Below are 26767 nucleotides of genomic sequence, written 5' to 3'. Positions count from 1 at the left end.
ACAGAGGATGAGGTGCGTTTCCTGCTGCTTTGCCGTGCCTGGAAATGATTACCGAAACGCTCCCCGCAGCCATTTCCAGGCCTTGATGACTAGGATGTTTGTTTGCCGCTGACACCATCATTCGCGCGATCGAATCGATCGAGATTCATCACCTTCACCCAGGCTTTAACAAAATCCTGAATAAATTGTTCCTGAGCATCATTACTGCCATAGACTTCGGCCACTGCCCTCAATTCGGAATTGGATCCAAAAATGAGGTCAACAGAAGTGGCTTTCCATTTTAATTTCCCTGTAGACCTGTCGTATCCCTCGTACTCGCCTTCCACTGATGAAGATTTTTTCCATTCAGTCGACATGTCCAACAGGTTGACAAAATAATCATTGCTCAAGGTACCTGGTTTCGTCGTGAACACACCGTCATTGCCATTAGCCGCATTGGCGCCCAGCACACGCATCCCGCCGATCAGTACAGTCATTTCAGGAACGGTGAGATCAAGCAGGCTCGCTTTTTCAACTAGCATTTCCGGAGGGGATTTCACATTCTCTTTTTCAAAGTAGTTTCGAAAGCCATCAGCTGTGGGTCTTAAGACCGCGAACGAGTCCACATCGGTCTGCTCCTGTAGCGCGTCGTTACGACCGGGAGTAAAAGGGACAACAATATCAACCCCCCCTTTTTTTGCCGCCTGCTCAATGGCTACGCCTCCTCCCAACACGATGAGATCAGCCAGTGAGATTTTTTTGCCATTGGCTTGTCCCTGATTAAATTCATCCCTTATTTTTTCAAGCGTACTCAACACACCAGCCAACTCCAGGGGATTATTCACAGGCCAGTTTTTCTGCGGCTCGAGGCGAATCCGGGCGCCGTTAGCACCTCCACGCCTGTCTGTTTTGCGGAATACTGAAGCAGATGCCCAGGCTGTTCTGACCAGCTGAGGCCCGGTTAATTGCGAGTTGATAATTTTCGTTTTCAGCGTCTCGATGTCTTTCGCATCGACCAGAGGATAATCAACAGCCGGGATTGGATCCTGCCATATCATCACTTCTTTAGGCACCATCGATCCTAAATAGCGGGAACGCGGCCCCATATCCCGATGGGTTAATTTAAACCAGGCTTTGGCAAACGTCATTTCGAACTCTTTGGGATTATCCCTGAAACGCTTGGCAATTTTGCTGTAGGCAGGATCAAATTTAAGCGCCAAATCCGTTGTAAACATCATCGGCGGATGTCTTTTGGCTGCATCCGAAGCATCAGGTACCAAGGATGAGGCACTTTTATCTTCGGGCATCCATTGAATGGCTCCCGCTGGACTCCTGGTTTGTACCCAGTTGAAGCGAAACAGGTTGTCCAGGTAATTGTGGGTAAACTGTACCGGGGAAACCGTCCAGGCACCCTCAAGACCACTGGTTATGGTGTCCTTTCCTTTTCCTATACCATAACTGTTTTTCCAACCAAAGCCTTGTTCTTCAATGGCTGCATTTTCGGGTGAAGGGCCTAAATACTTTCCGGAAGCCGCACCATGGGCTTTACCAAAACTGTGTCCACCGGCAATCAAAGCCACCGTTTCTTCATCGTTCATGGCCATGCGGGCAAAGGTTTCACGAATATCTCTGGCAGCAGCCAGAGGATCGGGATTCCCCTGCGGACCCTCAGGATTAACGTAGATGAGTCCCATTTGAGTGGCGGCGAAAGGTTTATCCAATACCTTGTCTTTTGTCTCCCGATGACTGGCCAACCATTCACTTTCAGAGCCCCAATTCACCAATTCCGGCTCCCAGGCATCGACACGCCCCCCGGCAAAGCCCAGCGTTTTAAATCCCATTGATTCCAATGCGACATTGCCTGCCAGAATCATTAAATCAGACCATGAAATATTATTCCCATATTTTTTCTTAATCGGCCAAAGCAGACGTCGCGCCTTATCAAGGTTGACGTTATCCGGCCAGCTGTTTAATGGGGCAAAACGCTGCATTCCACCGTCTCCGCCCCCACGACCGTCAAAAATACGATAAGTTCCTGCACTATGCCAGGCCATTCGAATAAACAGAGGACCATAATGGCCAAAATCAGCAGGCCACCAATCCTGAGATTGAGTCATCAACGCGGTGAGATCGCTTTTGACAGCATTGAGGTCCAGAGTATTAAACGCTTTGGCATAATCAAAATCAGGGCCCATTGGATTTTCCAGGGCATCATGCTGGCGAAGCGGGCTGAGATCCAGCGCCTTCGGAAACCAGTACTGGTTAGTTTTTGGCGCGCTGGCTTCAACGTTTGCATGGGGGGTAACCATCGGCGCCATGGTGAAAACCAACAGCGATGAAAAAACAACTTTCCGGCTAATCATGATCATCCCTAACCTAATTAATTAATGATTTTCCTAGTGTGACGGATTCGATGCAATAGAGCAATCGTTACTGTCAATACCAAATAACCCTTAAGCGTTTATTGCTTCGCATAGGTTTTGGCGCGTAAGCAATAGCCCTGTTCAATGCTGGTTTTATTCAGGTAAGTCCAGGTAGACGCCATGGAGCCATCCTGTTTGACTTCCGCTGCCACGACCCCGGTTTCCGCCGCGTTTTTAGGGTTGATAAAGACGAAAGTCAGCTGCTGTTTTTTTGGAAAATAAATGCCCGTGCCCAGGTAAGAGGAGCCATCATCACACAGCGATTTGATGCGGTAAGTTTCCCCGGTTTTTTCAATGGACATGTTGCATTTAAAATCGGCATGGGTATCGATTTCCTTGCCTCCACATTCATAGCGGCCATCCAGTTTAACGGGTTCAGCCACTGCATAAGCGCTCTGGACCATTGTGACTAACAGCATTGTAACCATGGATTTCAGCATCTCTTTTCCCTGCATTTGAAGTGAACTATGATTTTTACGCGTTGCCTTAAGCGACGTCAACCGCTATTTGACAACAAGCAAATCGGACCATCGTGTAGTGTAGCAGGGAGAGCGCATGGCGGAGCGCATGGCCCAGGGTTTGGTATGCCCTTGCGCGCCAAGACGAATCATGTGACCGCCGTATTTTTGATTAATCGCATCATAAACCGCCAGAAACCGTCTGGTCTGCTGCTGTTGACAGGGGGTCGTCGAATCAAACAGATCCGGTTGCCGCACAGTCTGAGGTTGCAAATCACCCAGATAGACGCCGACTTTATTGTATTGAAAACCCGAACGGTAAATCCGGTTTAAACACCACTTGGCCCATCGCGTTAATTCCCGCAAGTCATCCGTAGGCTGAGGTAAACACACACCCAGGGACGGTGCATACTGCGGCAAATCAGCCCGAAAAGGATTGGTGCGGATAAAAATACCGAGATAGCCGGCGACAGAATGCTGCTGGCGTAATTTTTCATAGGCACGGGCACAATGGGCACTCAGCGCCTGGGCTAAAATGCCCTGTTCACGTTGCAAGCTGCCAAATGACCGCGAGGATAGAATGCTTTTGCGCTCCTCGCTTTCTTCAAAACCAATGCAGGGAATGCCACGCAACTCAAGGGCTGTACGCTGCAACACCACATTAAAGCGGGTTTTCAGTGTCTGCAGCGGCAAGGCAGCCAAATCACTGGCCCAATAAATGCCCTGCTGCATCAGGACCTTATGCCATTTTCTGCCGATGCCCCAGACCTCACCGATCTCAATCTGCGAAAGCCAGTGGTTTTGGCCAACCCAGTTAAAAAACGGGACATGCAGGCGGCGTTTAGCGACATAATTGGCCAATTTAGCCAGCGTTTTGGTTTGAGCAAGGCCAATGGACACCGGGATGCCGGTGTATTGCAGGATCTTTTTCTGCAGGGCTCGGCAGAAAGGCTCCTGGTCTTCCAGAGGCAAGGTTTTTAAATCCAGGAAGGCTTCATCAATGGAATAAACCGCCACGTCCTGCCAGCTTTCCTCGATAATCGACATCACCCGCCGCGACATGTCGCCATAGAGGCTAAAATTGGATGAAAATACATGAACGCCCTGCTGCCGGCACAAGCCCCGAATTTTAAAAAACGGCGCTCCCATGGGAATACCCAAGGCTTTAGCCTCGTTGGATCGGGCAATCACACAGCCGTCATTGTTCGACAGAATGACTATCGGTTTGTCAATGAGATGCGGTTTAAAGACCCGCTCGCAGGACGCGTAAAAATTATTACAGTCCACCAGCGCATACATCACAGCACCGCATGAATGACATGGGTGACCACCCCCCAAATGACAACATCCTGATCGTGGGTTAAATCGATGGCCGCAAATTCGGGATTTTCCGCCAGCAGGCGGGTTTTGCCCTGCACGCGTGATAAGCGCTTGACCGTCAGTTCGCCATTGACTGCCGCAATCACCACGTGCCCATGCACCGCCTCGACGCTGCGGTCAACCACCAGCATGTCGCCGGAATGAATGCCGGCATTGATCATGGACTCACCCGACGCCCTGACAAAAAAAGTAGCCGCAGGATGCTTAATCAGGTGCTCATTCAAATCGAGGTATTGCTCGATGAAATCATCGGCAGGTGAAGGAAAACCGGCTTTAACCGAACTGGAATACAGTGGGATACGGACGGCTGCCTCACCTTTATTCAGAAAACGCATGACCTCGCTAACCCGAGACACCGGAATACGCACCGATTTGGTCGCCTCGCCAAACTTCCCCTTCCCCCGCGGCCGCCCTGCTCCCACCCGTGCGCCACCGTGTGACATAAACCCTCTCTTGAATTGTGATTCATTATTCAAGTCTACCGCGGCAACCCGCGGCTGTAAAGGACAGCCGGCAATTCTGGGCTATAATTTGGGATGAACTGGTATGAGCAGGAGTTCACTATGTCTCGAAAATCACACAAACCCGGCAAGCACATCCGCAAAGAAAATAAAAAAATTCTTCACCACAATTTACGCGACATATCTGGCGGCGCCAACCTCATCGACTTCAAACCCGGCACCAATCCCTACCCAGCCACCGCGCCCAGTAAAAACTAACACATCAGCCAAAGTCCGGCGTGCTTGATTCGAAATCATTGTCTATCCGGGATATACTGAAACAGAGGGCCATGATTCAGGACAGCAATGGATAAACTGTTTCGTGAAAAAAGTTTAAACCGCTTAAACAATCCGGAAAAACTGGATACGCTCTTTCGTATTGTCCCTCCCTTAAACTGGCTTATTCTCGCCACGCTGGTTTTGCTGCTGGGCATGATTGCCGCATGGTCGGTGTTTGGCAGCATTGATACGCGGGTTTCCGGAAACGGCATCCTCATCAGCGGCGGTCAGAAAATTTACGATGCCATTGCTGAAGATTCCGGACGTTTATTAACCGTGGAGGTCCAGGTGGGCGATGTGGTGAAAACGGGGCAGCGATTGGCAACCCTGAAATTGCCGCTCCTGCTGCTGGACATCGAAAACAGGCAGCAAACTGTCGTGTCGCTGCGGAAACAGGTCGATGATTTACAGCGTTTCATTGCCAAGGATTTTAAACTGGAGCAACAGAACAATGAAACGTTGCGGAAAAACTGGGCAAAAGATTTGGAAAACGCCAATCTTCATCTGCAATTTCTAAAAACAGCCCTGGAAGAGCGGGAAAAGTTGGTGGATAAAGTGATTTCACGTCAGGAACTCGCCGAACTGAAAAGCAATTATTTTAAGGAGCTGCAGCTGCGCGACGAGATCAGCAAAAAAATCGCTGACAACATCATTGAATTTAAACGCCGTGTAGAAGCCAATCAACAACGGCTGATTGAATTGACAAATCGCCTGCGACAGGCAGAACAGGATGTTGCTTTTTTAATAAAAAAATTAAAAGTCCACAGCATCATTGTAAGCCCCGTTGATGGCGAGGTTATCAATATCATCGGCAAACCCGGGGAAATTGTGCAGCCCGGGAGTAAAATCATGGACATCGAACCCTATGCCGAAACCGTGGATGCGGTCATTTACGTGCCGGCCGGCCTGGGTAAAGTCGTCCTGCGGGGCATGCCAGCCCAGGTGGTACCCAGTACCGTTAAAAAGCAGGAGTACGGCAGCATTGTCGGCGTGGTGGAGGACGTGGCTGGCTTTCCCAGCAGTCAAAGCAGCATGATGGCGGTCCTGGCCAATGAGAAACTGGTGGAGGATTTCAGTCAAAGCGGACCGCAATTGTACGTGCGTGTTCGCCTGATGAAAGCCGATACGCCAAGCCATTATCAATGGACAACATCCAAAGGCCCCAACATGGTCATTACCAATGGCACCCTGTGCACGGCTGACATCATTATCAAATCCCAGCCGCCGATTACACTGGTCATTCCAGCCATTAAAGCATTTCTGGGGATAGATTAACGGGCATGGACATGGGAAAGGCGTTTAAAAAAAGACCAAAGACACCGACCATTCTGCAGATGGAAGCCGTCGAATGCGGAGCAGTCGCCTTGGCCATTGTTCTGGCATACTATGATCGCTGGATTCCGCTGGATGTTCTGCGCATGGATTGCGGCGTATCCCGGGATGGCAGCCGTGCTGACAACATTTACCGTGCGGCCGTCCGGCATGGCATGGAGGTTGAAGCCTACAGCCTTGAACCGGCTGACATTCATGAATGCCGCCTCCCTGCCATTATTCATTGGGAATTCAATCATTTTGTAGTACTTGAGGGAATCGGCAGGCACCACGTTTACATTAACGATCCCGCCCATGGAAGACGAAAGGTAAGCCTTGAAGAATTTGATGAGGCATTTACGGGCGTGCTGCTTGAACTAACCCCAGGCCCGCAATTCGTCAAGGCCGGGCATAAACCTAAAATTTTCACCAATCTGATAACCCGCCTGCGTCACTCCAAAGAAGCCGTCGGTTTTATTATTCTTGCAACCTTAAGTCTTGCCATCCCAGGCATTGCCATCGCCGGGCTCAACAAAATTTTTATTGATGATGTCCTCATTCAGCAACTGAATCACTGGCAAAGACCCGTTTTACTGGGCTTACTGATTGCCGGCCTTTTCAGCGCCCTGCTCACCTGGTACCAGCGAACCATGTTAAGCCGACTCGAAGTGAAAATGGCCCTTGTCAATGGCGCGTCGTTTTTCTGGCATTTACTTCGCCTGCCCATGTCTTTCTTCAATCAACGCTACCTTGGCGACATTCTTAATCGCCTGCAATCCAGCGATTCGGTGGCATCATTGGTCTCGCAGCAATTCGGCACCAACATGGTGAGCCTTCTTCTGGCGTTGATTTACCTGGTTATCCTCTTTTTGCTCAGTGTGCCGCTGACCCTGCTGGTGTTACTCGCCACCGCGATCAATGTCATCGCCCTGCTGCTGATTGCACAGAAGCGAAGCAGTGAAAGCCAGCGGCAAACCAAGGCGCAGAATAAACTGATGAGCACCGCCATCAGCGGTCTGCAAATGATAGAAACCTACAAAGCATCCGGCGCTGAACAGGATTTTTTTAAAAAATTTGCTGGCATGCATGCCAATTATTTAACTGCCGAACAACAACTGAGCTGGACACGGGATTGTTTTGCCGCACTTCCCATGGCGCTCGATTTGCTGACCAATGCCGGCATTCTCTGCTTTGGGGCCTGGTTAGCCATTGAAGGGCAACTGAGCATCGGGACTGTCGTCGCTTTTCAGATTTTATACCGCAGCTTTATCCAGCCGGTCAAAATGCTGGTGATGCTCGCCGGCACCCTTCAGGATATTGCAGCCGATTTATTTCATCTGGAAGACATCACCTCTCATCCCCTGGCCCAGCGTTACGACCCTGTGACTGAACAGGACAGCATTCCCGAAACCAAATTAACTGGCCATGTGGTCTTTGAAAACGTCACCTTCGGCTACAGCCCGCTTGCTGAGCCGCTGCTGCGTCATTTTTCCCTGGAAATTAAGCCCGGCCGCCGCCTGGCCCTGGTTGGCAGTTCAGGCAGCGGCAAATCCACCATTGGTAAATTACTGTTGGGTTTTTATGATCCCTGGACAGGACGCATCCTGATTGATGGCAGGGAATTGCGCCAAATCCCGAATGCCGTCCGCGCTCGCTCCATCGCCAGTGTCGATCAGGACATTAACCTGTTTCATGCGACCTTAAAAGATAACTTAACCTTGTGGGATCCCACCGTTGACGATGAAGACATCCTTAATGCCTGCAAAGCCGTCTTCATGCATGACATGATTGCCGGTGAACGGGAGATGGGCTATGAAAGCCTCATCAATGAAGGCGGTTCCAATTTCAGCGGCGGCCAGCGCCAGCGCCTTGAAATCGCCCGCGCCATGCTGCAGAGACCCAGCATTTTAATTCTGGATGAAGCCACTTCTGCTCTGGATGCGCAGATGGAAAAGGCCATTGATACCACCTTACGTCGTATGGGATGCACCCTGCTGATTATTTCGCACCGGTTAAGCACCATACGGGATGCCGATGAAATCATTGTTCTTGAGCAGGGCCAGGCGGTTGAACGAGGCACCCATGACCAATTACTGGCGCTCAAAGGCGCTTATTGCCAGCTATTGGCGAACGAGGCTTGATAATGACAGACCATGCTCCCCCGCACGAATGGAATCTCCTGCAAAGCGACAGACACTACCTGCTGCTGCAAGGCCATGTTGATCTGTTTCTTGTACCAGGCGAAGGCCCTTATCGACGGTATCTTGTCGGCCATTGCCAACCCGGCGATGTGCTTCTTGGGCTTAAGGGGCACTCACCTGAAACCGGCTGGCAGCTCCTTGCTTCCTGCGGTACAGACACGGCGTTGCAGGTTATGACGGACACCTCGCTGAATAAAGACGAGCAGCAGGCCTCTCTTAAAGCCTGGCAGCAGCATTTTGTCAACTACCTTAACAACACCCCTTTCGATGACAAAGTAAGCCCACTCATCGATACCCACAGCGGCACGTCGCAACGGGTGGCTGCCGGCAAGGAATTCTTTAAATCGATTTTCCCTGCCCTGGTTCAAGCCAGTGAATGGGTAGGGGAGCAGGAAGAGGAGCGCGCCCGCCAAAGGAAAAAAATAGAAAACAACCGATTAAAACGGGCGTATCTGTCGATGATTTCCACGCTTGGAAGCAAGCAGGCTATTGCCCAAACCGGGTGGCAAGATACCCTGACCTATTGTGTACAACGAACAGCCGCCTTCTATCAACTGGCACTTCCTGAGCATGTTCACGTCGATGAGATTCAGGAAATCAACCTGAAAACCGGCATGGCCATTCGTCCCGTGCAATTAAACAGCGCCTGGTGGCGCGGCGCCACCCATCCACTGCTGCTGCAAAAGCCTGAAGACAAAGCCTATTACCTGGCCCTGCCTACCCTGACCCGGGGCCTGTTGTTGATTGATCCGGTTCAGGGAATCAGTAAAAAACTCACCCCAAAGGACGCGGCTGTTTTTTCCAGAGAGGCCTGGCAAATGTATTGTCCCTTGCCGCAAAAGCCGTTGAAAATAAAAGAGTTGATCCCCTTTGCCTTCCGGGGCGGCCAGCGCGACCTGATTCGCCTGTTGAGTGTGGGCTCTCTGGCAGCACTGCTCAGTCTGGTCACCCCGTGGTTTACCGGGATTCTATTCGAACAGGTCGTCCCCGCCGGCGACATCAGCCAATTGCAGCAAATTATTCTGGCACTCCTGGTTGCCGCCTTTTCCGCTGGTCTATTTGAATTGGTACGCACCATTACCGTTCTGCGATTAAGCAGTCGCTTAAACCTAAACCTTGAAGTGGCCATCTGGGATCGTCTAATCCGCCTGCCGGTGACTTTTTTCAAACAATTCACCACCGGGGATCTGACGCAGCGGGCCATGGCAATCAGCCACATCCGCACGCTGTTAGCCGGCGTAGTGGTCAACTCCCTGCTCAGCGGCATTTTTTCTTTGTTCAGCCTGATTTTATTATTTTATTATGACCTAAGCCTCGCCGTGACAGCAATGCTCATTATTCTTGCCGTTTGTGCCTATACCCTGCTTATCAGTCTCAGGCAATTACGGCATTACAAGGAGCAGGAAACCCTGCAGGGCGACTTGTCAGGCATGGTAGTGCAGTTACTTGGCGGCATTGGTAAAATTCAAAGCTCGGGACGGGAAAAAACCGCCTTTTCCCAGTGGGCCATTAAAAACAGTCAAATCAAACAGGCCGCCTACCGCGCTAACCATGCCAGTGCGTTGCTGGCCAGTCTCAACAGCTTCTTTTTAACCCTCCTGTCCGTCGTGGTGTTCACCCAGTTTCTGCACCGTACCGACACATTGAGTCTCGGACTGTTTCTGGCGTTTAATGCCACCCTTGGACAATTCACCGCCGGCATGCTTGGCCTAACCGACATCGCCGGTACGCTGATTAACAGCATCCCTTTGCTGAAACGGGCAGCCCCCATTCTTGAGGCCCTTCCTGAAACCCATGCTGGCAAACGGGATCCTGGAGTACTGAAGGGAAAGATTGAAGTCGACCATCTGCGCTTTTCCTATACCAAAGAACAACCGGTGATTAAAAATGTGTCGTTCACTATTCATCCTGGGCAATACGTGGCAATTACCGGTCCTTCCGGCTCAGGCAAATCGACCCTGCTTCGCCTTCTCCTGGGATTTGAAAAACCCGATCAGGGCAATCTTTTTTTCGATGACCATGACATCAAGCAGTTCAACGTGCAACGCGTGCGCGAACAATGCGGCGTCGTCCTGCAAAACAGCACGCTCCTTTCGGGCACCCTGTTTGAAAACATTGCGGGCTCAGCCCTCCTCAGTCTCGATGAAGCCTGGGACGCGGCCGGCATGGCCGGCCTTGCTGCCGACATCGAAAAAATGCCGATGGGTATGCACACCGTCATTTCCGAACGCGGCGGCACATTGTCAGGGGGGCAGCGGCAACGGGTATTGATTGCCCGCGCACTGGCCAAAAAGCCACGATTGCTGTTTTTCGATGAAGCCACCAGCGCGCTGGATAACGTCACCCAGGCCATTGTTATTCAAAGCCTTGCACAACTCAACATCACCCGCGTGGTGATTGCGCATCGTCTGACCACCATCGAGAAAGCAGACCTTATTCTGGTGATGGACCAGGGCCAGGTGGTTCAATGCGGTTCTTATTCCCAATTAATGGCTGAAGACGGTCTTTTTCGTCAAATGGCCACGCGTCAACTCATCGATTGATCAAATCCAGTACAAATATTCTATACTTAAACAGTCTTTCCAGCGAGGGGATGAAATGAAACGTCAACCGCAAAAACCCACAGGCAAGCCCGATAAATCCATCAATCCCGATGAATTAGGTCAAGTCTCGGGCGGATCCCATGAGAGACGGGATCGATCAAGACCCCGGTATGTGGATGAAGCAAGAATCAGGCACCGTCAAGGTTCCAGTGAATAAGAGAGGTTAATGATGAGCAAACACAAGACCAAAAAGGGCCAGTTAAGTAAAGAGCATTTAAAACAGGTCAGCGGCGGACAGCAGGAGCGCCGCCGCAAGCCGCCCATCCTCACAAGGCCAGAACCGACACGACCGGATCGTCCGGGTTTACCGCCATTAACCCGTGTGGATGAATAACAGCCAGCCCACAGCGGCGGGCTATTTTCATCAGGCCGGACAGTCTGCCAGTTCAGCGCATTCCAATACTTTCTTAGCCTGCGCCTGGCGATGTTCACTGACGGCCTGACGGTATTGCGGGTATTTATTGGCAAGGATCATGGCAGCCAGGATTGCTGCATTGGCAGCCCCTGGCTTGCCTACGGCCAATGTACCCACAGGAATACCTGCCGGCATTTGCACGATGGACAATAAGGCATCCAGTCCATTGCCAAACGTTGATGACGGCATGGGTACCCCCAATACCGGCAGCAGGGTTTTAGATGCCACCACACCGGGTAAATGCGCAGCTCCCCCTGCGGCGGCGATAAACACCTCAACCCCTCGCGCTTCGGCGGACTGCATATACTCACTCAGCGCCTCCGGGGTGCGATGCGCCGACAAGGCACGGGCTTCATGCGGGATCTGAAATTTTTTCAGTATTAAACTGCACTCTTCCATAATGGTCCAATCGGAGTTTGAACCCATAAGCAGTGACACAAGAATTTTTGACATATTCCTTTCCTGATTAATTAATAATTGTTTTCCGGGAGGCATTGGCTGCAATGCGCGCAATAGCTGCCACTAACGCGTGCCCTTCCAACTGCTGCACACGGCTTCGCAACCTGTCTGGCGTGTCGTCAGCATAAACCGGACAGGTTTTTTGAATTAAAATCGGACCGGCATCCACGTCCTCGGTAACGTAATGCACGGTACAACCGCTTTGTGTCTCTCCCGCCCCCAATACCGCGCGGTGAACATCCAAATCCATTAATCCTGAAAAAGCAGGCAATAAGGAAGGATGAACATTGATGATCTGCTGCCGCCAGGTTTGAACAAAGGGGGCTGATAAAATGCGCATATAGCCAATAAGAACAATCAATTCCACATCAAAACGGCGAAACACCTGGTTCAGTTGCTGATCATAATCTGGACGGGTTAAGCCGGTGGGATCAACAAAAAAAGCAGGGATAGCCGAATGCCTGGCTTTTTCAAGAATTAAAGCCTCGGCTTTATTACTAACGACCAATTCAATGCGGGCAGCCAGTTTTTTGCCGGCTATCGCTTCCTGCAATGCCAATAGATTGGTTCCCCGGGTGGAGCCCAGAATGCCAAGCCGGATCATGGCTGGCGCAACCGGTTCATGTGAGCCCTGCGGGCTTCAACCCGCTCGGAGGTGCCGATGTCGCGCCGGTGATACAGGGGACCCGCAACACGGGCAATCTCCGCTTCGGCTTTTTTTTCCGCCTCAGCCAATGTCGCACCAATTCCGACATAGGCCGCGGTTCTTGACCCTGTTGCCACCAATTGCTCACCCTGCTGATGAACCGCCGCCAGATAAAAATGAGACGGATCCTGAATCAGACTGCAATCAATTGGAAATTGTTTAAGGGGGGCATCTGGATAACCCTGAGGGACGGTGTATTTGCACACGGTCGCATACGGGGCGAAACGCACGTCGGCGGCATTCAGTTCGCCCTGCACCATGGCGATGCAATGGTCCACCAGGTCGCTTTCAAGCAGGGAGAGGACATTCAGGGATTCCGGATCACCCAGCCGCGCATTAAACTCAATGACAGACACCCCCCGGGCTGTCGCCATAAAACTGCCATACCAAAAGCCGATGTAGGGCTGTGGCAATTCAAGCTGCAAGGCATGATAAACCGACTGATTGATAGCCCAGGCCGCTTCAATGTCAGCCGTTGACAGGAAAGGCAGGCCATGATCCGCGGCCGAATAACTGCCCATACCGCCGGTATTGGGCCCTATATCCCCTTCATAAGCCCGCTTGTGGTCCTGGACCAGTGGCATCGGCACCAGGGTTTTGCCATCCGCAAAGGCCATGAACGAGAACTCTTCACCGATTAACTTTTCTTCGATAATCAAGGATTGACCTTCAGCCAGAAGGCTTTGGCAATAACTCAGGGCTTCAGTCAGCGAGTGCAGGTGTTCTCCTGCCACTTTAACCCCCTTGCCTCCCATCAGGCCGTCGGCTTTAATGACATACTGCCCCTCACCCAGACGCTTTAAATAGTCTTCAATACCCTGCATGGAATCAAACTGACTGTAAGCCGGTAGCCCCGCGATGGCGTGTTTTTTCATTAAATGGCGGGCAAACTGCTTACTGGTCTCAATTCGGGCAGCCGCTTTGCGAGGGCCAATGACTGCAATACCCGCCAGCCACAAGGCATCCGCCAAACCCTTTTCAAGCGGCGCTTCCGGGCCAATAAGGGCCAAGTCAATGCCCCATGCCAGTGCCTGGGTCACGACCGCCTCACAATGGGTGATGTCCCCGCAGGCATACTGGCTTGTCAGACAGCCAATACCCGGATTGAATGATGGCCCATAACAGAACAGCGAGGGGGTTTGCGGTGAGCGGTGCAAGGCATGAACCAACGCCTGTTCCCGAGCCCCTGAGCCAATAACAAGAATATTCACCTGGTCAATTCCTCTTCTTTTAGTTCAAGACGTAATTGTTGCCGTTGCTGTTCCAATTGCTGCATTTTGGCCGTCGTGATGGATGAGCAAAAATAATCACCATCCATACACGCCATGCAGGGCTTTTTGATGCGATGCTGGCCACGGCGAGTCACCGCCTCGATTAAATCCTCCTGAGTCTGGTACATCAGGATATCAACGCCAATAAAACAGGCTATCTCCGCTTCACTCATGTTGGCCGCGATCAATTCACCCCGCGAAGGGATATCAATGCCGCTAAAGCAAGGGTTTTTCAAGGCGGGCGATGTGGAGACAAAATAAATGTTCTTTGCCCCAAGCGCCCTGACCATTTTGACAATCTCGCGCGACGTGGTTCCACGCACAAGGCTGTCATCAACAATCAACACCGATTTGTTTTCAATTTCAGTACGCTGTGGTGTCAATTTGTAACCAATGCTCTGTTTTCTTGCCTTTTGATTAGGCATAATAAAGGTGCGACCAATAAACGGATTTTTATAAAGCCCTTCGGAATAACGCACACCCAGTTCATGCGCAAACGCCATGGCGGAGGTGTTGGCGGTAAACGGCACCGGAATCACGACATCGGGAATAATATTGGGGTATTTTTTTTGCCATTGTCGACTTAAATTCTGCCCCATGCGCAAACGCGCCCGATACACACTGACATGATTCAGCGTCGCATCCGGACGGGCAAAGTAGACGTATTCAAAGACACAGGGGCGAAAGTCTTTGCGGCGAATAACCCGACGGTAGACCTTGCCGCTTAAACTGACGAAAGCCACCTCCCCAGCGTCGATATCGCCCTCATCCTTAAACCCCAGCGCATAAAACGGCGTGGTTTCGGAAGCAAACATGATGTCCTGATGGCCAGATTGATTGTCGCGGCTTCCCATAACCAGGGGCCTTATGCCGTACGGATCGCGGAAAGCAACCAGCCCTTTGCCGATGATGACGCTGACAATGGAGTAGGCGCCTTGCACCCGATCAAAAAGGTGGGCTACGGCCTCGCAGAGCAATTCGAAAAAGGCTTCATCGTTTTCATAACCAAAAGCCCCCTTGGCCAATTGATCTGCCAGCATTAATAACAGCACTTCCGAATCGAGTGAGGAATTGAGATGGCGGTATTGATTCAGCCGGATTTCATCGGCTAACTCCTGGTAATTGGACAGGTTGCCATTATGGGCCAAGGCAATGCCGCGCGGGCTGCCGATCCACAGGGGTTGAATATCGGCTTCGCTGTATCCTCCCGCAGTAGGGTAGCGGGAGTGAGCAATGCCTATGGTTCCGTGCAGGGACTGAACGTTCTCCGCTGTGAAGATTTCTCTTACCAGCCCCAGGCCCTGTTTGACATAAAAACGCTGGTCACTGGTCAGAATACCGGCCGCATCCTGACCGCGATGCTGCAAATGCACGAGGCTATCCAATAGCTCGGAGGCAACGGGTTCCACGCTGTAAATCCCTACTATTCCGCACATGACGTTCGCCTATCGTAAGTAAGGGGCAATATTTCTTAAAATGCGCTGCTCGACCGGTTCGTGGTGGGTTGGAAAGTCAAACGGTTTTCCGGTAATCATTTCATACAATTGAATATAGCGTTCGGATAACTGTTCAACCAACGCCTGTGGAGCCTGCGGCAAGTCCTTGTCGTGATAGGGATCGCAGTGTTTGGCAAACCACAACCTTAAAAATTCCTTATCGATGTTCTCCGGCTCAAGGCTTGCCGCCAGGCGCTCCTGATAAGACGAGGCCAGCCAGTAACGGCTGGAATCGGGAGTATGGATTTCATCGACAACCAGCACATTGCCTGCGTCGTCTACCCCAAACTCGTATTTGGTATCCACTAGAATCAATCCATGCTGGGCCGCCAATTCCACACCGCGTTGATACAACGTCAGTGCCAGCGCACTGGCTTTTACCCAGTGTTCTTCCGTCATCCAGTGTTCTGCAATGATCTCGTCCGGTGAAATGGGACGATCATGAATTTTTTCCTTGGTTGTCGGGGTAAGTACCGGCCGCTCCAGGGCTTGATTTTTTTTCAGGCCTTCAGGGAAGGTAATGCCGCAATACTGGCGTACGCCTTGTTGATACTGGGTCCATAAGGACGTGTCCGTTGTTCCGGTAATGTAGCCTCGTACCACAAATTCAATGGGAAAAACCTGGCATTTTTTTGCGACCACCACATTGGGATCCGGCACAGCAATCACATGATTGGGAACCAGACTGGCTGTTTGCTCAAACCACCAGGCACTGGTGAGGTTCAACACCTGTCCTTTGCAGGGAATCAACGCCAGGGGCCGGTCAAATGCAGTCAGGCGATCGGTGGTAACGAGTAGAATATGCTCACCCAAATCATAGGCATCCCGGACTTTGCCCTGGGTGCGGTGATTAATGGGCAGATGGGTCCTATCGAGAAGAAACGGCCACTGGGCGCGAATGTCATCCTGATAGCGAGGTGTCGTAGCGATAGCATTCATGAGCGTATGGATTCCCTATCATGTTGATGGAAAGAATTCTATCAATCAGGGTGGTGACATCGGCGTCACCACTCTCAAACTGCCAGACTATGCCGTGATGAACCATTTTCACGGCCTCAAAACCATACTGGCCAATTAAGGTTTGCCGCATGTCCTGACCGTGGACATCGTCTTTGGCTCGAACCAAATAGGACATTGCCCTGGCCTGATGAATGGCGTCGGTCGGCATTTCCTGTTCCTTGCGGTCGCAAAACAACACGCCTGCCTGTTTTATGGCCTGCATCATCGCGGCGTCCGGACCAATCAACTCCCAATGCACATAACGATGCACGCGCACCGGAATACCCATTGCCTGCAGGGTTTTTTGCACGGTCATGGCCTGATTGTCTGTGATGGTTAACTTCACCAGGCATTGGTGAGCCTGGGCGGCCTGACGGTAAGTCTCATAAGATCCCGATGCAGTGCGGGCCGGGCAATCGACTGAGACGGCAGGGCGAATGCCTGTTTCAATGTACTCGCGCATGGACGTAAACAGTTTATCGCCATTCACCGTGCGCTCCGGGTGCGGCATTATCGCCAACACGTTACCGGCGGCATTGCCGACTGCAGCAAGGTTGTTGACTGAGCCGTTAGGGTTTACCGGGAAATGATCCACAATCCGGCCTTCGGCATCGCAATATTGCAACAGGTTTAATCCGCGGGCAATGAGTTGCTGCAATAAGCCATCCGGCATGACAAAACGCCCCTGGGCATGCGCAACGGGAAGGTGAAGCCTGTCGCTGGCATTCAGATGACGGGTAAAGGCATTGGCTTGATGTCCCTCGCTCAGGCAGAGCGTGACCCACGCGTTGTAGAAACCGGTACCGAGCAGGTGGCCCTGGCGGATACGGCGGTTTTCAGTCAATGCCATTTGCCCCTCGGCATCAGCCAAGCCGGGTACCAGCCCGGCCTCAACGAGGATCTGCGCCCCGTTACAGATACCCAGAATGGGTTTACCGAGGCGGCTTTGCTGTTTGATTTCCTGCATAATGGGCTGAAGCGCTGCGATAATACCGGCACGGGAACGGTCTTCGTAAGAAAAACCACCCACCAGAATAAAACCGTCCAATGCTCGCAGTGTCTCGGGTGGTACATTCCATAACACGTCAACCGGATGCATGCCTGCCCGTTTTACCGCCATCGCGGTTTCACGCTCGCAATTGGAACCGGGAAAGAGCAGCAATCCAATCCGTATCATAGTAAGGTCACCTGTTGCGGGCCGCGAACAACCTTGCCAATTTCATAGACAGGCAGGGAATAAGATTTCTGCAGAACTTCCCTGACCGCGCTCAAGTCCTGAGGCGAAAGAATTAAAACCAGGCCAGCCCCCATGTTAAAAGTGCGAAACATGTGCTCATCATCCAGGCGGCTCAACTGCTTCATGACATCAAAAACAGGCAAATGCGGGATGCGTTTTTTTTCAATTTCCACCCCACAATGCGGCGGCAGGATACGTGGAATATTTTCCAATAAACCGCCACCAGTAATGTGGGCCATGCCTTTGATGGTGAGGCCTTGCGCTAAAATGCGATGGACGGGTTGCGTGTAATTGAGATGAGGCGTTAACAATTCCTCGCCAATGGTGCGTCCCAAATCGTGATGATAACTGTCGACATCAAGACCTAAGACCCCAAAAAACAGTTTGCGTGCCAGCGAGTAACCGTTGGTATGCAGCCCACTGGAAGGAAACGTCACCACGCTGTCGCCTTCACAGATGGTTTTTCCAGTAATTGCCTTGTGCTTGTCAACCACGCCGGTAATCACACCAACCAGGTCAAACTCCCCGGACACGTAAGTACCGGGCATTTCCGCGGTTTCACCGCCCACCAGCGAAATCTGATTTTCCCGGCAGGCAACGACCATGCCGCTGACGATTTGTTCAACAATGGCAGCATCGAGTTTATCATTGGCAATGTAATCCAGCAGAGTCAGGGGTTTGGCGCCGAGGACTATGATGTCGTTGGTGGTGGCGCTGACTAAATCCATGCCGATGGTATCAAACTTTTGCATCCGTTTCGCCACCATCATTTTCGTGCCGACACCGTCAATGCTTTGCACCATGACTGGATGCTCATATTCCTCCAGTAAGGGTTTTAAATCAAACATCGACGCAAAATGACCAATTCCGGTTAATACGTGCGGTGAGAAGGTGCTCTCCACGGCCGCTTTAATGCTTCGCACAGCCCGGTTACCGGCTTCGACATCCACCCCGGCCGCCTTGTAATCAATGCTTGTCACAACAATCTCCTTCACGTAAACCGTTTTCCCAGGCCTCGCGAGCCAGGGCCAGGGGTAAATGAATGGCTGAATGCACTGTCAGGGTAGCGGAAGCCGTTGTCTCGCCGATAGCGACACAGGGAACAGCGCTTTCTTTGAATAATTGTTCAATTGCACGGGTGTGCTGCGGCGGTACTTCCAGGATAAAGCCGCCCTCTTCCGCGAATAACCAGGGGACTAATGCGGTAGCGGCAGGCGGGGTAATATCGACGCCGACGTTGTTTTTAAACGCCATTTCGGCGACAGCCACCGCAAGACCGCCGCGCGTGATGGCATGGGCGGCAAGAACGAACTGACGTTGAATCGCGTCATACACAGCCCGTAATTCGGCCTGAAAAACAGCAAGATTAGGCTGAGGAATATCCGTGGCGGCACAGGAATGGAGGGCATCATAGACGCTGCCGCCGCCCTGTTGGCGCCGCTCGCCGATGAGGTACAGTACCGAGCCTTGTTGTTTTAAATCGAAGGTGACTGCCCGGGTGTAATCGGGCATACGGCCTAAACAACTGATCATGGGGCTTGGAGGAATAGCGCCGGCAGAAGAGTCGTTATAAAGCGATACGTTGCCTGAGATAATGGGCAAACCCGCTCCCGTATCAAGCATTTTCACGGCGCCCGCCGCATCCGCGATCCCTTTGACCGCCTCCACAAGCTCACCCATCTGCTCCGGTTTTTCTGGATTGCCAAAACACAGGCAATCCGTGAGCGCGCAGGGCCAGGCACCCGTCGCAACCACCTTACGCACCGCCTCAGTGACGGCATTGACAGCACCCCAATAGGCGCTGATTTTATTAAACCTGGGATTTTGTCCTACCGCCAGGGCAATGGCGGTTTTTTGAATTTCTTGCGGGTATTTGTCTTCGTTAAAAGGGGCCATTACCCCTGCATCGGCGCAGCCACGCTCCAGAATCGTGCGCCCCTGCACCTGTTTATCATACATTTCATAAATGGGGGCTCTTGAAGCAATGGTTTCATGAGCGAGCAAACGGAGCAGGTCCTCGGTTAAATGCTGGCTGGGAGGCCGGTTCACCTCCGAGAAATGACTCAGCCGGCTGACGTAGGGTCTATCGTATAAAATTCCCTGCGTAATGTCTTTTGCGCGCGCATCGACCAGGCTCTTGCCCTGATAACGCACCACGTAGCGATCATCCTGACGCAAACGGCCGATGACGGTGGCCCTGGCGCCATCACAAATTTCCGGCAGGGCAAAGCGTTCGTTGTAATGACTCAGCAAATCGGAGACAAGGCTTTGGGGCACGACCCACATGAAGCGTTCCTGGGTTTCGGAACACAGGACAACCGCAGGCGGGAGGTTGGCCATGCTGGTGGGCACTGTTTCCAAATCAATTTCAGCGCCATAACCGCCGGCTTCGGCCAGTTCCACGCTGGCACAGGCAATGCCGCCGGCGCCCAAATCCTTAAACCCTACCCGATTAATCAGGTTTTGCTCACGCAACCAGGTAAAAAACGCCTCATTGGCTTTCAACAGGTGACGCTGCAGGAAGGCATTCGGTTCCTGAACTGCGCCCTTGTTTTCTTCTTCCCGTTCGCTGTCCAGATTGGATGAGGCAAACGCTGCGCCGCCAAAACCGCTGTTGTCCGTCGGTTTACCGACCAGAACAAAATGATAGTCGTCCGCATTGGGCGGTGCGCAGGAATGGATCACCTGATCTTCGCGGACAACGCCCAGGGTGACGACGGTTACCAGACAATTTTCATTATACCCTTCATCGTAGTCGACATCGCCTGCCAGATTAGGGATACCCAGGGGGTTGGCATAGCCTGCAATGCCGCGAACGACTCCTTGTTCCAGCCAACGGGTTTTAGGGCGATGACGTTGGCCAAATCGCAGACTATCAGCGACCGCAATCACTTCGGCCCCCATACAGCACACATCGCGAACATTGCCACCCACCCCGGTCGCCGCGCCTTCATAAGGCACCAGTTGCGATGGGTGATTGTGTGACTCATGGCTCATGGCAATGCCGTAACGCCGCCCTTCATGGTCGGCGGCTACAGCCACGATACCCGCATCTTCCTTGGGTCCAAGAATCACATGCGGCGCGTCAGTCATGAAGTGTTTAAGGTGTTTTCTGCTGCTTTTATAGGAACAATGTTCAGAGCCCTGAATGGACCAGAGAACGCATTCAGCGTAGGTCGGAGGACGTTTTAATAATTCATTCTGGATGGTTAAGGCTTCATCGACGGTAAGCCGCAGGTTGAACTCCTGAAGCCGGCAAGCCGCTTCATCCCTGGACAATTGAGAAAAATCAAAAAAATCCGGCGTTTTCAACACGTTGAGGACCTGGCCTGCAAGCTAAAACGAAGGGATACGATAATGATTTTTTCCCATAAAATCAAATGTTTTATTTTACTTTGCTTTGCCCTGCTGTTGACTTTCTGACAAACAGTGTATCCTTCCAGCTCCATCCCGGTTAACAGGAATTTTTGCACAATGAAGACGCTGGCTGTTTTTTGCGGCGCAAGCCTGGGTCACTCCGCCGTGTATGCCGAACAGGCGGAGGTCCTGGCGGATGCTCTGTCAGATAAAAACATTACCCTGGTTTATGGGGGTGCAACCGTTGGTCTCATGGGCATTCTGGCTAACCGCCTTCTGAACCAGGGAGGAAAAGTCATCGGCGTCATTCCCCAATCCCTGGTGGAAGTCGACATTGCCCATGAGCGCTTAACCGAACTTCATATCGTCCATTCCATGGCCGAAAGGAAACAATTAATCGCCCGTCTGGCCGAGGGTTTTCTGATGCTGCCCGGCGGCGCCGGTTCACTGGATGAATTTTTTGAAATGGTCGTTTCAGCACAGCTCGGCCATCACCAAAAACCCTGTGGCTTATTGAATACCGCCGGTTATTATGATTTGCTTCTTCAGTTCATGGACCATGCCGTCGCTGAAGGGTTTTTTAACAGCCGCTGTCATCAAGGGATTCTTGTTGGTCAGTCGCCGCTGGATTTACTGAACCGGTTCATGCATTATCAATCCTCTGCGAGCCCGCGTTGGATAAAAGAGCCGGCCTGACAGGCAGAATTTAACATTGTCTTAATCTAAAACTGCTACAATAAAAGCGGTTTTGTAACGAGTTGTATTTATGATTACTGTCAATATCTGGCTTTCGACCACCCAATTATTTAAAAAGCGAGTCACCCACGGCTATTTTGGGCCTTTACTGGCTTCCGAGGATAACAATGAACACATCGGGCATGTCAACCTTCTGCTTGACATCACTGAGAACTCAACCCATTTTGCTTATTCTCAAACGGCTCTGGAGCCCCTTAAAGGCAAAGCCACCTTAAAAACCATTGCTGTGCCAGTGGATGAAAAAAAAGAGGGCCATGCCTCCCATAAACCTCAATGGGTGCGCTGTAATAGCTTTACCTTAAGCTTCTGGCCTGAAGATCGCCCCAAATTATTAAAAGAAGCGGCACACCTGTTTTTCAAACTAACCGACAGCAAACCCCGCGTTAAAGGAATTAAACCGGAATTTAAAACCCATGCTGAGGACATGCTCCTTGAAGAAACCGCGACTCAACCCGTCACTATCAAACATACATCATTACAATACCGAAAAGACAATGCGATCAGTCTGCAACAGCAGAAACTAAAGGGGGAACTGGCCGAATTTGCCGAACTGCATGCCACGTTCACACTCAGCAAGGTCAAACTGGAAGAGAATCAGGCGCAACAAAAAAACCTCCTTCAGCAAAAGGAGACCCTGGATCTTGGTCACACACAGAAAATGCAGCAACTTCAGTATGAATTGCAGAAAAACAGAAAAACGCAACAGAAGACACAGACGCAGTTAAACAGGAAAAAAACCGTCCATCGTTATCTGTCCAGGCTTGAACAGCGGGATGACCAATCCAATGCGCAATTTCTGGCATTAACCAAGGAAATCAACAAACTGACCAAGCAACAGCAACGGCTTGTTCATAAAGAAGAGGGGCTGCTGCGTACTCAGAAAAAGCAGGAGAAACATTACCATCGCGATAACCAACGTCTTGATGAGCAATTGCTGCAACGTCGGCAGGAAGAGCAGGCGTGGAAAGACCAGCTTGACGGCGCTACCCTGCGCCTCAACGGCCGCGATGAGGAAGAGATAAAAATCCTGCGCGCCCAATACATTGACCTCAGGCTGCGCGAAAACACATTCGTAACCGCCGACTCAAACGTTACTGTCGGCCGCCACCCGGACATGACCCTTTATTTACCTGCCGCAGATTCAGTCACCATTGGTCTTGATGAAAAGAAAATCATGCAGGCTATGGCAGAGGAAAAAGATCAAAAGTACTCGTTCATTGTCAATAATTGCGCAAGCAGCGTCAAACGCTGTTTACTGGCTGGCATTGATGAGGAGTTAAAAAAGCAATTGCAGGACCAGGGACTTGAACCTGACTTTTTCAGGGTGAAAAAAATTGAAACCTGTCAAAGCCTGAAAAAATGGACAAAAAAACTGGAGCATCATCTTATTATGCTCAATGCCGCAGCACATCGCTCCGACACTACCCCTTCCGTGAACCTGTAAATTCCATGGATTTGCCCACGCATGAAGTTTAGGCAAATCCAACTTAAAGGTTTTTTAAATCCTGTCGAAACAAGGTTATCAAGAAAAAGAAGAGTGACTCCACCATGTCCATTCTTAACTCGGAAGTTTTGAAAAGCCATGTGAACCGGTATTCGCTGCTTGGCTTGCTGATTTCGCTGGGAAGTATTTTAATCGCGACATTGATTGTCGCGTATCAAATCACAGGCAACATCTCCCTCGAGAGCATTGTCTTAGCCCAGACCACCAATCCCGCCATTTGGGCCCTTGATCTCACTCCCTTTATGTTTGCTTACTGGGGGCAATCCTTCTGCTATGGCCTTGTGCACAAGGCTGAAACCATCCTTCGTGATAAAACCCGCGAATTAACCAGTAAAAAAGACGATCTTGAAATCAAGCTCAAGTACGAAAGCACCCACGACAGCCTGACCAACCTGCCAAACTACAAGCTGTTTGTGGAAAGAATCAAACAGGCCATCACTCAAATTGAACAGGAAAATCAGGAAAGCAGGGCAGCCGTTTTTGTCTTAAGCATCAGTGATTTCAAAGAGATTAGCTACAGTTTTGGTACGTTTCATTCCAACAGCTTTCTTAAACAGTTTGCCGAAAAGTTAAAAAGCCTGCTGATTGAACCTTTTATGCTCGAAGCCTACATGGGCATGAATGTGATCGCCCGGTTAAGGAATGATGAATTTGCCATTCTCCTGCCGCGTTTAAGCCCCCATCAGGACATCGATGAACTGCTGCATCGAATTCAGCAATACACCTCCGTCAACTTCATGATTGAAGGCATTAACATGAACATCATGACCACCATTGGCGCCGCCCTTTACCCTACCCATGGCACCAAGGCTGAAACGCTGATGATGCATGCCACGGACAGCATTTATTTTGCTAAAAAAGAGGGCAAGCCTTATGCGATTTACCACAAAGACATTCAGGAAAGAACCACCATCAATCGGGAAATGCTGGATGAATTTGAACAAATCATGGATGCTGAACAGGCTGTCATCCAGCTCCAGCCTCATTATGAACTGGCCACGGGAAAACTAGTCGGCGTCGAAGGCTCAGTCAAACTGGATTTGGCTGATTGGGAAATTTTAAATGAAGAAAAGCTCTTCCAGTTAATGAACGACACCCGCTATGCCAAAAAAGTCACTTTTTTCTCGTTAAAAACATTAATCAAGCAATTGTCTCTCTGGCACAAAGAGGGCCATACTCTCTACGGCGAAGTCGATTTGTCGATCATGGACATTGGCGACCCGGAACTGGTGACGACGATTAAGGATTTGCTGACTGCCCACCAGCTTGACGGAAAATACCTGAAATTGGCCCTGACCGAAAAAGCATGCCTGAGTGATCAGGCCCGTGCGTTGCACACGTTGATGCCGCTGACGCAACTGGGCATTCAAATTGCCATTAAGGACTTTTCCACTGGCTACACCTCCTTTGTCTACCTGACCAATTTCCCCATACGCGAAGTCAAAATTGATCGCTCCTTTGTGGTAAAAATGGTCCAGGATGAAAAGAAAACGCGCATCGTTCATACCATCATTCAGATGGCCGCGGCTCTTGAATTGAGTGTCATGGCCTGTGGCATTCCCGACGAAGTGACTGTTGATAAATTACTCAGCGTCGGCTGCCGCTACGGTCAGGGCGCGTATTTTGGGTCACCGGCCAGTGTGGAAGAAATCACTGAAAAATTAAACAAAAAGTAACATTTAACTCTAGACTTAAGGTAAGCCATTATTCAGGGAGAATTCGATGGATTATAAACAATTAACCGATGACAACGGGCAAATTTATTACGAAGTTAAAACAACGGACTTCGCCCTGATTACCAACCCCATCCTGAATAAGGGCTCCGGTTTCAGCAACCAGGAACGGGTGGATTTTAAATTATTCGGTCTGTTGCCTCCTGAGGAAAGCAACCTCGCCCAGCAGCGTGCTCGCTCCTATGAAGCCTTTAAAAGCAAAAGCAGCGAATTGGAAAAATACATCTACATGCGCGATCTCCAGGACTCGAACGAAACACTGTTTTATAGTTTACTTTGTGAACACATCACTGAAATCATGCCCATTGTCTACACGCCGGTGGTGGGCTCCGCCTGTCAGCGATTCAGTCATATCTATCGTCGCCCGCGCGGCTTGTTCATTTCCTACCCCTACCGCGATAAAATCGACATGATTCTTGCTAATCCCCGCTTTGATAATGTTAAAGCCATCGTGGTCTCTGATGGCGAACGCATCCTGGGACTTGGGGATCAGGGCGCAGGCGGAATGGGCATTCCCATTGGCAAGCTGGCTCTGTATTGTGCCTGCGCAGGCATTCATCCCGCATCCACCCTGCCAGTGTTACTGGATACCGGAACAAATAATAGCGATTTGCTGAAGGACCCCCTGTACATGGGCTGGCGGCATGAACGGGTTCGTGATCAGGAATACGATGACTTTGTTGATGGTTTTGTTCAGGCGCTTAAAAAACGTTTTCCCCATATTCTTCTGCAATGGGAGGATTTTGCCCTGCAAAACGCGACCCGTTTGCTCAATACCTATCGCGATCAGCTGTGCACCTTCAATGACGACATTCAGGGGACAGCCGCTGTCGCCACAGGCACCTTGTTTGCCGCCGTTCAGGTGACCGGTATCCGCTTAAGCGAGCAACGCATTGTCATTGTCGGCGCCGGATCGGCCGGTTGCGGCATTGCCGAACTGATTGTGCATGCCATGATCGAAGACGGCATTTCGGAAGCGCAGGCGCGGTCGCAGATTTACATGATTGATCGAAACGGGTTGCTGCTCGAGGGCATGACCGGCCTCCTTCCCTTCCAACAGCAACTATTAAAACCCCGCGCCGCCATTTCAGGCTGGCAATGCGAAAACAATGCGGAAATCAGCTTAAAGGACGTCATTCGCAACTTGCATCCCAATGCCCTGTTGGGGGTTTCCGGCCAGCCCAATCTCTTTACTGAAGAATTGGTTCGGGAAATGGCCGCCCACGTGGAACGTCCGATTATCATGCCACTCTCCAACCCGATTTCACGCAGTGAAGCGGTTCCTCAGGATTTAATCCAATGGACTGATGATCGCGCTGTCATTGGTACAGGCAGTCCTTTTGGCGTAATCAAACGTCGCGGTCAGGATTTCCGTATTGATCAGACCAACAATGTCTATATTTTCCCGGGCATGGGGCTTGGTTTGATTGCCGTTCAGGCAAGACGGGTCACGGATAAAATGTTCATGGCCGCCGCCAAAGCCTTAGCCAGCTGCTCGCCAGCCCTGCAAAACCCAAATGCCAATCTGCTGCCCCCACTTGACGACGTGCGGGAAGTGTCCTACCGGGTGGCTCTGGCGGTGGCTAAAGAAGCCGTTAAAAGTGAATGGGCTGATTATAAAACCGAGGCTGACATTGAAAAATGCATTCGCGCTCACATCTGGGAACCGGTGTATGTCCCTTACCGTAAGCCCTATTAAC

General features: G+C 51.1%; 22 protein-coding genes. 10 read left to right on the top strand and 12 right to left on the bottom strand.

Annotated features, from left to right (window positions below):
- Positions 1 to 89 precede the first annotated feature (89 nt).
- The 4 genes from katG to GH742_RS04065 all read right to left on the bottom strand — a co-directional run bounded on the left by katG (position 90) and on the right by GH742_RS04065 (position 4683).
- Positions 90 to 2297, bottom strand: a complete 2208-nt coding sequence (katG, locus tag GH742_RS04080) for a catalase/peroxidase HPI (RefSeq protein WP_203456840.1) — start codon at positions 2295 to 2297, stop codon at positions 90 to 92.
- Between the two features lie 143 nt (positions 2298 to 2440).
- Complete coding sequence (locus GH742_RS04075) at positions 2441 to 2842, bottom strand: hypothetical protein (protein WP_203456216.1); 402 nt, start codon at positions 2840 to 2842, stop codon at positions 2441 to 2443.
- Positions 2843 to 2905: 63 nt separating this feature from the next.
- On the bottom strand, positions 2906 to 4159 hold the full coding sequence (locus tag GH742_RS04070; RefSeq protein WP_203456215.1) for a Y-family DNA polymerase: 1254 nt from the start codon (positions 4157 to 4159) through the stop codon (positions 2906 to 2908).
- Positions 4159 to 4683 carry a LexA family transcriptional regulator gene (locus GH742_RS04065; protein ID WP_203456214.1) on the bottom strand — a complete coding sequence of 175 codons (525 nt, stop codon included), beginning with the start codon at positions 4681 to 4683 and terminating at the stop codon, positions 4159 to 4161. The genes GH742_RS04070 and GH742_RS04065 overlap by 1 nt, the downstream gene beginning before the upstream one ends.
- A gap of 120 nt (positions 4684 to 4803) precedes the next feature.
- Between GH742_RS04065 and GH742_RS04060 the strand changes: the two genes are divergently transcribed.
- From GH742_RS04060 to GH742_RS04035, 6 genes are all read left to right on the top strand, one after another.
- Positions 4804 to 4959 carry a hypothetical protein gene (locus tag GH742_RS04060; protein WP_160160677.1) on the top strand — a complete coding sequence of 52 codons (156 nt, stop codon included), beginning with the start codon at positions 4804 to 4806 and terminating at the stop codon, positions 4957 to 4959.
- An 87-nt stretch (positions 4960 to 5046) separates the two neighbouring features.
- Positions 5047 to 6294: an NHLP bacteriocin system secretion protein gene (locus GH742_RS04055; RefSeq protein WP_203456213.1), complete on the top strand. Its 1248-nt coding sequence runs from the start codon at positions 5047 to 5049 to the stop codon at positions 6292 to 6294.
- Positions 6295 to 6299: 5 nt separating this feature from the next.
- Positions 6300 to 8471, top strand: a complete 2172-nt coding sequence (locus tag GH742_RS04050) for an NHLP family bacteriocin export ABC transporter peptidase/permease/ATPase subunit (RefSeq protein WP_203456212.1) — start codon at positions 6300 to 6302, stop codon at positions 8469 to 8471.
- 2 nt (positions 8472 to 8473) lie between these two features.
- A complete protein-coding gene (locus GH742_RS04045; protein ID WP_203456211.1) occupies positions 8474 to 11074 on the top strand; it encodes an NHLP bacteriocin export ABC transporter permease/ATPase subunit in 2601 nt (866 codons plus the stop codon).
- 55 nt (positions 11075 to 11129) lie between these two features.
- Complete coding sequence (locus tag GH742_RS04040; RefSeq protein ID WP_203456210.1) at positions 11130 to 11291, top strand: hypothetical protein; 162 nt, start codon at positions 11130 to 11132, stop codon at positions 11289 to 11291.
- Between the two features lie 9 nt (positions 11292 to 11300).
- Positions 11301 to 11468, top strand: a complete 168-nt coding sequence (locus tag GH742_RS04035; protein WP_203456209.1) for a hypothetical protein — start codon at positions 11301 to 11303, stop codon at positions 11466 to 11468.
- Between the two features lie 30 nt (positions 11469 to 11498).
- Here the strand turns inward: GH742_RS04035 and purE are convergent, their stop codons facing one another.
- The 8 genes from purE to purL are packed head-to-tail and all read right to left on the bottom strand — an operon-like array spanning position 11499 to position 21032.
- A complete protein-coding gene (gene purE / locus GH742_RS04030) occupies positions 11499 to 12002 on the bottom strand; it encodes a 5-(carboxyamino)imidazole ribonucleotide mutase (protein ID WP_203456208.1) in 504 nt (167 codons plus the stop codon).
- Between the two features lie 13 nt (positions 12003 to 12015).
- Positions 12016 to 12612: a phosphoribosylglycinamide formyltransferase gene (gene purN, locus GH742_RS04025; protein WP_203456207.1), complete on the bottom strand. Its 597-nt coding sequence runs from the start codon at positions 12610 to 12612 to the stop codon at positions 12016 to 12018.
- Positions 12609 to 13925, bottom strand: coding sequence for a phosphoribosylamine--glycine ligase (gene purD, locus GH742_RS04020; RefSeq protein WP_203456206.1), 1317 nt, complete (start codon positions 13923 to 13925; stop codon positions 12609 to 12611). Before purD ends, purN begins: the two co-directional genes overlap by 4 nt.
- Positions 13922 to 15421, bottom strand: a complete 1500-nt coding sequence (purF, locus tag GH742_RS04015) for an amidophosphoribosyltransferase (protein ID WP_203456205.1) — start codon at positions 15419 to 15421, stop codon at positions 13922 to 13924. The genes purD and purF overlap by 4 nt, the downstream gene beginning before the upstream one ends.
- A gap of 9 nt (positions 15422 to 15430) precedes the next feature.
- Positions 15431 to 16420, bottom strand: a complete 990-nt coding sequence (locus GH742_RS04010; protein WP_203456204.1) for a phosphoribosylaminoimidazolesuccinocarboxamide synthase — start codon at positions 16418 to 16420, stop codon at positions 15431 to 15433.
- Entirely contained in the window at positions 16383 to 17657 is a 1275-nt protein-coding gene (gene purQ, locus GH742_RS04005) for a phosphoribosylformylglycinamidine synthase I (protein WP_203456203.1), read from the bottom strand. The genes GH742_RS04010 and purQ overlap by 38 nt, the downstream gene beginning before the upstream one ends.
- On the bottom strand, positions 17654 to 18697 hold the full coding sequence (purM, locus tag GH742_RS04000; protein ID WP_203456202.1) for a phosphoribosylformylglycinamidine cyclo-ligase: 1044 nt from the start codon (positions 18695 to 18697) through the stop codon (positions 17654 to 17656). The genes purQ and purM overlap by 4 nt, the downstream gene beginning before the upstream one ends.
- Positions 18684 to 21032, bottom strand: coding sequence for a phosphoribosylformylglycinamidine synthase subunit PurL (gene purL / locus GH742_RS03995; RefSeq protein ID WP_203456201.1), 2349 nt, complete (start codon positions 21030 to 21032; stop codon positions 18684 to 18686). Before purL ends, purM begins: the two co-directional genes overlap by 14 nt.
- 159 nt (positions 21033 to 21191) lie before the next feature.
- On the opposite strand from purL, the gene GH742_RS03990 reads away from it, so the two are divergent.
- The 4 genes from GH742_RS03990 to GH742_RS03975 all read left to right on the top strand — a co-directional run bounded on the left by GH742_RS03990 (position 21192) and on the right by GH742_RS03975 (position 26766).
- Positions 21192 to 21770, top strand: coding sequence for a TIGR00730 family Rossman fold protein (locus GH742_RS03990; protein ID WP_203456200.1), 579 nt, complete (start codon positions 21192 to 21194; stop codon positions 21768 to 21770).
- A 70-nt stretch (positions 21771 to 21840) separates the two neighbouring features.
- Positions 21841 to 23274, top strand: coding sequence for a hypothetical protein (locus tag GH742_RS03985; RefSeq protein WP_203456199.1), 1434 nt, complete (start codon positions 21841 to 21843; stop codon positions 23272 to 23274).
- A gap of 104 nt (positions 23275 to 23378) precedes the next feature.
- Positions 23379 to 25010: a bifunctional diguanylate cyclase/phosphodiesterase gene (locus tag GH742_RS03980; protein WP_203456198.1), complete on the top strand. Its 1632-nt coding sequence runs from the start codon at positions 23379 to 23381 to the stop codon at positions 25008 to 25010.
- Between the two features lie 46 nt (positions 25011 to 25056).
- Entirely contained in the window at positions 25057 to 26766 is a 1710-nt protein-coding gene (locus GH742_RS03975) for an NAD-dependent malic enzyme (protein WP_203456197.1), read from the top strand.
- The last annotated feature ends 1 nt before the right edge of the window (position 26767 follow it).

Source organism: Legionella sp. MW5194 (assembly GCF_016864235.1).
Lineage (GTDB): Bacteria > Pseudomonadota > Gammaproteobacteria > Legionellales > Legionellaceae > Legionella_C.
The sequence above is the reverse complement of the archived record's forward strand: the minus strand, read 5'-3'. Positions and strand labels throughout refer to the sequence as shown.